Source organism: Actinoplanes italicus (assembly GCF_003001815.1).
Taxonomy (GTDB): Bacteria; Actinomycetota; Actinomycetes; order Mycobacteriales; family Micromonosporaceae; genus Actinoplanes; species Actinoplanes italicus.
On sequence record NZ_PVMZ01000046.1, the window covers coordinates 23,185 to 32,096 of the forward strand.

Consider the following 8,912-nt stretch of genomic DNA (forward strand, 5'->3'; position numbering starts at 1 on the left):
TTGCTAGAACCTGCAAGGCGGGTCCCACGCGACGATCCTCGCAGCCTGTCCTCAGGACACCCGGAAAAATGTCGTATCCCGCTGGGATGATGTGCCGGTGACGACGATGGAGATCATTGCGGGCACGCCGGCCGTTTCCAGGACCCGTCCGCAGTGGCTGATCGTGCACTATCGGCGGCCCGACGACGACTACACCGACTGGGTCCTGCACGCCTGGGGCGACCTCGCACCCGGCACCGACCTGGTCTATCCCGACGGCGTCCCGTTCGCCGGCGAGGACGCGTGGGGCCGGTTCGCCTGGGTGCGCGTCGCGGACACCGCCCAGGAGATCGGCTTCCTGGTGCTCAACCGGCAGGGCGCCAAGGACGTCGAGATCGACCGCTGGGTCACGCTGGGTGAGACCGGTGAGGTCTGGGTCACCGCCGGCGACCGCCGGGTCTCGGCCGTCCCACCCGACCTCCCCGAGGTCACCGGGGACACGGTGGTCATCCATTACCGGCGACCGGGCGGAGATTACGGTGGGTGGGGCCTGCACTGCTGGGAGGGCGTCCCGGTCACGGAGAAGACCCGATGGGGTACGCCCCACATGCCCACCCGATTCGACGACTTCGGTGCCGTGTTCGAGGTCCGGGTGCGGCCGGACGCCGTCGGCCTGCGTTACGTGCTGCACCGCGGCGAGGAGAAGGACCTCCCCGACGACCAGCGGCTCGACCTCACCGTCTGTCGCGAGGTGTGGCTGACCGCCGGTGAGAAGGCGCCGGTCCACCCCGCTCTCGGTGCGACGCTGGGACCCGAGCTCGACCCGGCCCGTGCCCACGCCGTCTTCCTCGACCGCACCACCGTGGCGCTGCCCGAGTGGTTCGCCGCCCGCGCCGCCACCTTCACCCTCGGCTCCCTGCCGCTGGTGCCCCGGCCCGGCGGGCTGTTCCGGGGGCAGAGCCGCCGCTTCCCCCACCTGCGCGCCTACCGGGCGTATGCGGTACGTGAGCTGGGCGACGCCGGTCTGAGCGAGCTCCTGCGCGACCGGCTTCTGGTCACCGGGCGGGACACCGCGGGCGAGGTGGTCGCGCTCACCGCGGTGCAGATCGCCGGCGTCCTCGACGACCTCTACGCCGACGCCGCCGACGCCGAGCTCGGCCCGGTCATCGACGGCGACGGGACGCCGCGGCTCGCGGTCTGGGCGCCCACCGCCCGCACCGTGGAGCTGGAGCTGTTCCGCGAGCCCGGCGACGAGCCGCGGGTCTTGCCGATGGAGCGCGACGACGTGACCGGCGTCTGGTCGATCACCGGCAAGCGCAAGTGGCTCGGCCGGTGGTATCGCTTCCGTGTCGAGGTGTGGCAGCCGGCCGCCCAGCGGGTGGTCACGACCAGCGTCACCGACCCGTACTCGTTGTCGCTGGCGACCGACTCCACGCACAGCCAGCTCGTCGACCTGGACGATCCGGCGCTGCGCCCGCCCGGCTGGGCCGCCGTTCCCCGACCGGCTCTCGTGGCGCCGGCCCGGATGCAGATCACCGAGGTCTCGGTCCGCGACTTCTCCATCCTGGACGCCACGGTGCCAGCCCCCGAGCGCGGCACCTATCTCGCCTTCACCCGCCCCAACTCGGACGGGATGCGACACCTGCGCTCGCTCGCCGAGGCCGGGCTCACCCACGTGCACCTGCTGCCGGTCAACGACTTCGCGACCGTGCCGGACCGGCGGGCCGACCAGGCCGTGCCCGCCTGCGACCTGGCATCGTTCCCGCCCGACTCGCCCGAGCAGCAACGGGCCGTCATGGCGGTGGCCGACCAGGACGGCTTCAACTGGGGTTACGACCCGTGGCACTGGACGACCCCGGAGGGCAGCTACGCCACCGATCCGTCCGGCGCCGCCCGCGTCCTCGAGTTCCGGTCGGCGGTGGCGGCGCTCCACGCGGCCGGACTGCGGGTCGTGCTCGACGTGGTCTACAACCACACCATGGGCGACGGCCTCGACCGGTTCAGCGTCCTCGACCGGATCGTCCCGGGCTACTACCACCGGCCGCTCGCCGACGGCAGCACCGCCGAGTCCAGCTGCTGCCCGAACACCGCGCCCGAGCACACCATGATGGGCCGCCTCGTGGTCGACTCGCTCGTCACCTGGGCCCGGGAGTACCGGATCGACGGCTTCCGCTTCGACCTGATGGGCCACCACCCACGGGCCAACATCCTGCAGGCGCGGGTCGCCCTCGACCGGATCGACCCGGACATCGTCCTCTACGGCGAGGGGTGGAATTTCGGCGAAGTCGCGTACGACGCCCGGTTCGCCCAGGCCACCCAGGTCAACATGGCCGGCACCGGTGTCGGCACGTTCAACGACCGGTTGCGCGACGCGATCCGCGGCGGCGGCGCGTTCGGCGACGATCCCGGGGTGCGCGGCTTCGCGACCGGGCTCGGTTCCGCGGTCCCGCTGTGGCTGCACGACCAGGTCAAGGTGGGGCTGTCCGGTGCGCTGGCCACCTACCGGTTCCTCGCCCACGACGGGATCGAACGCAGCGGGGCGCAGATCGGCTACAACGGCTCACCCACCGGTTACGCGCATGCGCCCGGCGAGGCGGTCAACTACGTCGACGCCCACGACAACGAGATCCTGTACGACGCCATGGCGTTCAAGCTGCCCGCCGGCATCACCCCGGTGGACCGTGCCAGGATGCAGGTGCTCGCGCTCGCGCTGGTGGTGCTGAGCCAGGGCGCCGGGTTCGTGGCGCTCGGCACCGAACGGCTGCGCTCCAAGTCGCTCGACCGGAACTCGTTCAACTCCGGCGACTGGTTCAACCAGATCCGCTGGGACCCGGGGCTCGGCAACGGGTTCGGCGTGGGCCTGCCACCCGAGCACGACAACGGCGACAAGTGGGAGTACGCCCGGCCGCTGCTGCGTGACCCGGCGCTGGTGCCCCCGCCCGACGTGATCGCGCTGGCCGCCGAGCGTTACCGGGAACTCCTCCGGATCCGCCGGTCGTCGCCTGTCTTCGGCCTGCCGACCGCCGAGGAGGTGCAGCGGCGGCTGTCGTTCCCGCTGAGCGGCCCGGCCGAGCAGCCCGGCGTGATCGTGATGAGCCTGGACGGCACTGGTCTCGACGCCCGCTGGAGCCGGATCGTGGTGGTGTTCAACGCCACCGACGCCCCGGCCGGGCCGCCGATCCCGGAGCCGGACCGGTTGCGGCTGCATCCCGAGCTGACGTCGTCGGCCGATCCGCTGCTGCGGGCCGCCACGCCGTTCGAGACCCCGGCCCGCTCGGTGGCGGTCCTCGTGGCCGACGTCCCGTGACGGCGAACGGCTACCTGCGCACCGCCGTCGCCCTGGGTCGTTACGACTGGGTCACCCTGGTCCACGACTGCACCGAATACCTGGACGGGGAGATCACCGAGGCCGAGGCCGGTGAGCTGGCCGGCCCGCACTTCGCGGCCCATCTCTCGGCACAGACCGGCTGGCCCGAGCGGACCGACAACGATCGGCTGACCGACGCTTTCCGGGCCCTCGACCGCGCCGGGATCATCGCCCGGGAGGACTTCGCCTGCTGCCAGAACTGCGGGGTGGACGAGATCGGCGCGGAGGCGCCGGCCGACGACCCGGCACGTGGCTACGTCTTCTACCACGAGCAGGACGCCGCGGGCGCCGCCGAGGGCGGGAACCTCTGGCTGGCGTACGGGCTGATCGGGCAGCCGCCGAGTGTCGAGATCGGCCGGGAGATCGCCTCCGCCGTACGGGCCGAGGGCCTGCGCGTCGACTGGGACGAGTCGCCGGACCAGCGGATCAGCGTGCGGATGCGGTGGGCCCGCCGGCGGCACGGCCGGATGGCCGCCTGTCCGTCCGGTCCGGGTGGTGCCGAGATTGGCGTGGAGGTGGTCGAGGGCGAGCACCGGCTGCCGCCGCGGCTCCCGGACACCGTCCTGCGGGACGTCGAGTTGCCCTGGCTCCCCGCCGGTGTCTCGGTCCGGCTGTCCGGCGGTGGCCGCTCGGTGGTCGTCCACCGGGAGTTCGACCGCTTGGTCGCCGCCGACGGCCGCAGCGCCGGCCGGTTCGACGGCCTCAGTCTGCTGACCGGCACGGAGAATCCGTCGCGGTCTCGCGGGCCGGGCCCGCTCGGCGGTGTACAGGCTGCGTCGCGGTCTCCCGGGCCGGGCCCGCTCGGCGGTGTGCAGGCTGCGTCGCGGTCTCCCGGGCCGGGGCCGCTCGGCGGCGCGCAGGCTGCGGCTCTGTCTCCTGAGCCTGATCTGCTCGATGTCACCTTCCAGGCGATGCCGACCGGGGCACGGCAGCCCCTGGGGCGGCCGATGACGTCGGCCGAGGCGATCGACGTGCTCCGGCGGTTACCCACCCGGACCGACTCGTGGCTGAGCGCGCTGGGCCGGTCCGGCGGCTGTGTGCAGATGCGCTGGGAGAACGGACGGCTCTGGCTGGAGACACCGGATCCGGCCGTGTCGGCGTCGGTCGGCAAGCACGCGACGCTGGCCGAGGCGGAGCGGATGCTGACCGTGCTGGCCACCGAGGACCGGGTGGCGATCAGCGAGCTGCCAGAGGTGATCACCCTGGCGTGGTGAACGGGCGCGACTGCGCTACATTGCGCCGCGTGAGGCGTCGAGCGGAGGTTGTGGTGCGGGTAGAACGGGCCCTGTGCGCGTTGATCTTGGTGGGCCTGGTCGGTGGGTGCACCTCCGACGGTGACAAGCCGGCGACCCCGGATCCGTCGGCAGCCGCGACCGGTGCCGCGGCGGCGGGTGGGTCGGCGCCGGCCTGGACCGAGCCGGCCAACTACAGCTTCGCGCTGAGCCGCGGCTGCGAGGAGGCCGCCCCCGTCGGGCGATACCAGGCGACCGTCGCGAACGGCAAGATCGTCACGTCCGAGCGGATCGGCGCGCTGTCCGCGGTGCCGTCATCGTCGGCCGAGGTCGACCTGGGCCCGGCCACCGAGGGACAGCAGGGCGAGGAGATCGAGGTGCCGACCCTCGCCGAACTGGTCGCCATGGCGAAGACCGCCGAGGAGGACGGCGCCGAGGTGGCCACCGAGTTCCACGCCGGTGACGGCCACCCGGTCAAGGTGAAGATCAACGTGGGTGACGACCCGCTCCAGGCCGAGTGCTGGAACGTCAGCGAGTACCGCGCCGGTTCCTGACCGCCACTACACCGGCCGGGCTCGTTTCGGGGTCCCGGCCGGTTTCGTCACCTTCCGGCGTCGGCCCTTCGTCCTGTTGTCACACCGGCCTTCCGGCTGGCCGGCCTTTGGTAGGCCGACCCTTCCGTGAGCCTTCAGGCGGGCCGGCCCTTTCCGTGAGCCTTTAGGCGGGCCGGCCTTTTCCGTGGGTCTTTAGACGGGCCGGCCCTTCCGTGGGCCCTTGGTAGGCCGGCCCTTTCCGTGGGTCTTAGACGGGCCGGCCCTTTCCGTGAGCCTTTAGACGGGCCGGCCCTTTCGTGAGCCTTTGGCAGGCCGGCCTTTCCGCGGGTCTTTGGCAGGTCAGCCCGGCAGGCGGGGGCCCGCCTCGCGCTGCGACGCGAGCCACTGCTCGACCTCGCCGGAGGTGCGCGGCAGACCGGCCGACAGGTTGCGGCAACCGTCCGCGGTGACCAGCACGTCGTCCTCGATGCGCACGCCGACGCCGCGCAGCTCCTCGGGCACCAGCTCGTCCTCCGGCTGGAAGTAGAGGCCCGGCTCGACGGTCAGGACGTAGCCCTCCTTGAGCGGGCCCTCCCGGTACGCCTCGCTGCGGGCCGCCGAGCAGTCGTGCACGTCGATGCCGAGCATGTGCCCGAACCCGTGCAGCGTCCACCGCCGGTAGATCGTGCTGTCGTCGCTCATCGCCTCGTCGACGCTGACCGGCAGCAGGCCCAGGTCGTGCAGGCCCTCGGCGAGCACTCGCATGCACACCTTGTGCACGTCCTTGAAGACCACGCCCGGCTTGATGGCGTCCATGCCGGCCTGCTGTGACGCGTACACGATGTCGTAGACCTGCCGCTGCAGCGGCGTGAAGGTGCCGTTGACCGGAACCGTGCGGGTCACGTCGGCGGTGTAGAGGTTGTGGCCCTCGACACCCATGTCCATCAGGAGCAGCTCACCGGGCTTGGTCACGCCGGTGTTGCGGACCCAGTGCAGGATCGTCGCGTGCGGTCCGGCACCGACGATCGACGTGTAACCGACGTCGTTGCCGTCGTGGCGCGCCCGCAGCCCGAAGACACCCTCGAGCAGGCGCTCCTTGACGCTCCGGTCGGCCGGCAGGATGCGGGCCACGTCCTCGAAGCCGTGGACGGTCGCGTCGATCGCGGCCTGCAGCTGCGCGATCTCCCACTCGTCCTTGACCAGCTTGAGCTCGGAGATCACCCGGGCCAGCTCGCGGTCGCGCGGCTTGGTGCGATCCGGCTCGTACGCCAGGACGGCCCGGTCGATGTTGGGGTCGAGCCCGCGCAGCACCCGGGTGCGGCCCGGCGCCGATCCGGCCAGCGCCGCGCCCAGGTCGCCCAGCGGCGCGGCGGTCAGCCCCAGCTCGGTCGACTTCTCGGCCAGCGTGTGCGTGCGGCCCACCCACAGCTCGCCGTTGCGGTCACGGAAGAAGCGGTCGGTGTCCTTCGAGTTGCGCTGCCGGGTGTAGAGCACCGCGTCGTGCCCGGAGCCGCTCGGGTGCAGGATGAGCACGCTGTCCGGGTCGCGGTCACCGGTCAGGTAGAAGAAGTCGCTACCCGGCCGGAAGTGGTAGTCGGTGTCGTTGGCACGCACCTTCTCGTTGCCGCTCGGGACGACGATCGTCTCGCCGGGGAACGCCTCGGAGAGCGCGTTGCGGCGCTTGGCGTAGTTGGGCACCTCGGGCAGGGGAGCGACGGCCAGCGGATCCTCCCGCCACCCCTGGCGCATGAAGCTCAGGAACGCCTCGGGGAAGTCGGGGTCGTGCGACTCCGTCTTCGGAGCGGGCTGATTCTTGCCGCTGTTATCGGCCATCGTGGGTGCCTCCGTTCTCGGTGCCACCGACGTTACCGTCTGGACCGCCGGGCCCGGCAGGGCCGGTACCCGGCGTTCTCAGCGCACCCGATCAGTCCTCCACGGCGCGGGTCAGGCATGCCAGCCGGGCGCCCGCGGTGCCCGCCTCGCCGGGCGCGGTGTGCGTGTGTTCGGCGTGCAGCACCAGCGACCACGGCGGCCGGTACCCGTGGAAGTTCCAGGCCTGGGTGGCGCGGGACCGGCCGACCCCGTTGGCGTTCGCCACGAAGTCGAGCCACACCTCGTTCACCGCGTTCGCGTAGGCCGGATCGACCGATGGCTTACCCGGCCCGGCCGCGGGGTCCAGGCGCTGCTGATAGTGCGGGCCGGCGGCGGCCGGATCCCTGCCGCACTCACTGGTGTGCAGGTGGGCGCCGTACGCCCGTCCCGGCTTCAGGCCGGTGGCGAGCAGGCTCACCCGTACGCCATCCTCGGTCTTGACGACGGCGACCCGGGCCCGCGCACCGGCCGGAACCGCCGCGGTGTCGTAGGTGACCGCCTTGGCGCCGTCGCGCCAGGTCTTGAAAGTGCCCTCGGACGTCTGCGCGGGCTCCGCCCGGGGCTCGGGAGCGGGGGCGGCGCCGGTGAGCAGCAGCGGCACCGCGAGGGCCAGCAGTCTCGTCTTCATCTCTGAATTGTCCCAAATTCACCTATATCATCGCGAAGATCAGGCGGTCGTGGCCCTGCGGTGCCCGGACCGCTTGGGGCCGGGCCGCCGGAGTGAGAGGCTGGCGCTGTGGGCTACGCGATGGTGATGGGCGAGGCACTGATCGACCTGCTCGAAGCGGACCTCGACGGCGAACAGGTCTACCGGCAGGCGATCGGCGGCGCGCCTCTCAACGTCGCCGTCGGTGTCGCCCGCCTCGGCGGGGACGTCCGTTACGCGGGGACCCTCGGCCGGGACGTCCTGGGCGACCGCATCGCCGCCTTCCTCCGCGACACCGGCGTCGACGACCGGGGCGTACGCCGGGTGGCCGTCCCGACCACTCTCGCGGTCACCACGTTCGAGGGCGCCGAGCCGACCTTCACCTTCTACGGCGAGCCACCGTCCTACGCCCTTCTCGGGGCGGACGACGTCGACCTCGCGGGAGTCGCCGGAGCCGCCGTCCTCTACACCGGCTCGATCTGCCTGCTCCGTGAACCGTTCCGGGCCGCCGCCCGGACCGCCTGGCGGACGGCCGGGCCGCTGCGTGTCTTCGATCCGAATGTACGGCCGACCCTCCTGCCCGACGCGACCGCCGTGGATGGTCTGCGCGATCTCGCCGAGGAGTTCTTCGCCACGGCTGACCTGGTCAAACTCAGCTCGGCAGACGCCGTCGTGCTCTACGGCGAGCATGATCCCGCGGACGCCGCGGCCCGGATCCGGGCTCTCGGGGCGGGCGCGGTGGTGGTGACCTGCGGTTCGAAGGGCGCCTACGTCGACGCCGCGGACGGCACCGCCATGATCCCCGCCCCGGTGGTCGACGCCATCGACGCGACCGGCGCTGGCGACTCGGTGATGGCCGCCCTCGTCAGCCGCCTCCTCGTCGGCGGGCGCCCGGAAGGCCTCGCCGTCTGGACCGATTACGTCCGGTTCGCCCTCTCCGTGGCGGGCCTGGTCTGCGAGCGGCAGGGCGGCGCCACCGCCATGCCCACTCCCGCCGATCTGCAGGCCCGCTGGGGCTGAGCCTCAACCCTTGTGGCGCGCGGGTTTCCACGCTGGCGGGTGGGACGTCTTGCGTGGTGATGTGTGGCTCGCGGGTGGGCGCGGGTTTCCACGCTGGCGGGTGGGACGTCTTGCGTGGTGATGTGTGGCTCGCGGGTGGGCGCGGGTTTCCACGCTGCCGGGTGGGACTGGGCTTGACCCGTTTCGACGGACAGGGTCGATGAGTTGGTCTTCAGGCTACGTTTAGTGCGGGTAGCAGGCTGATGTCGGTGCCGTTCTCGTAA

Annotated in this window: 6 protein-coding genes; 4 read left to right on the forward strand and 2 right to left on the reverse strand. The window is 72.1% G+C overall.

Going from position 1 to position 8,912, the window contains the following annotated elements; translation table 11 throughout:
* Positions 1-106 precede the first annotated feature (106 nt).
* From pulA to CLV67_RS50345, 3 genes are read left to right on the forward strand one after another with little or no spacing between them, the layout of a single operon-like run.
* Entirely contained in the window at positions 107-3,286 is a 3,180-nt protein-coding gene (pulA, locus tag CLV67_RS50335) for a pullulanase-type alpha-1,6-glucosidase (RefSeq protein WP_239166987.1), read from the forward strand.
* Entirely contained in the window at positions 3,283-4,560 is a 1,278-nt protein-coding gene (locus tag CLV67_RS50340; protein ID WP_106331124.1) for a DUF6891 domain-containing protein, read from the forward strand. The genes pulA and CLV67_RS50340 overlap by 4 nt, the downstream gene beginning before the upstream one ends.
* A 53-nt stretch (positions 4,561-4,613) precedes the next feature.
* Entirely contained in the window at positions 4,614-5,132 is a 519-nt protein-coding gene (locus CLV67_RS50345) for a hypothetical protein (protein ID WP_239166985.1), read from the forward strand.
* Positions 5,133-5,471: 339 nt separating this feature from the next.
* Here the strand turns inward: CLV67_RS50345 and CLV67_RS50350 are convergent, their stop codons facing one another.
* Both CLV67_RS50350 and CLV67_RS50355 read right to left on the reverse strand, forming a co-directional pair.
* Positions 5,472-6,944 (reverse strand): aminopeptidase P family protein, encoded by a 1,473-nt coding sequence (locus CLV67_RS50350; protein ID WP_106331126.1) that lies wholly within the window; start codon positions 6,942-6,944, stop codon positions 5,472-5,474.
* A gap of 91 nt (positions 6,945-7,035) precedes the next feature.
* Positions 7,036-7,611, reverse strand: a complete 576-nt coding sequence (locus tag CLV67_RS50355) for a superoxide dismutase family protein (RefSeq protein ID WP_106331127.1) — start codon at positions 7,609-7,611, stop codon at positions 7,036-7,038.
* Positions 7,612-7,719: 108 nt separating this feature from the next.
* Between CLV67_RS50355 and CLV67_RS50360 the strand changes: the two genes are divergently transcribed.
* Positions 7,720-8,649 carry a carbohydrate kinase family protein gene (locus tag CLV67_RS50360; RefSeq protein ID WP_106331128.1) on the forward strand — a complete coding sequence of 310 codons (930 nt, stop codon included), beginning with the start codon at positions 7,720-7,722 and terminating at the stop codon, positions 8,647-8,649.
* The last annotated feature ends 263 nt before the right edge of the window (positions 8,650-8,912 follow it).

Excerpts from the sequence above, each read along its gene's own strand:
- pulA (WP_239166987.1), top strand. The coding sequence starts at position 107 with ATGGAGATCATTGCGGGCACGCCGGCCGTTTCCAGGACCCGTCCGCAG.
- CLV67_RS50355 (WP_106331127.1), bottom strand. The coding sequence starts at position 7,611 with ATGAAGACGAGACTGCTGGCCCTCGCGGTGCCGCTGCTGCTCACCGGC.
- CLV67_RS50350 (WP_106331126.1), bottom strand. The coding sequence starts at position 6,944 with ATGGCCGATAACAGCGGCAAGAATCAGCCCGCTCCGAAGACGGAGTCG.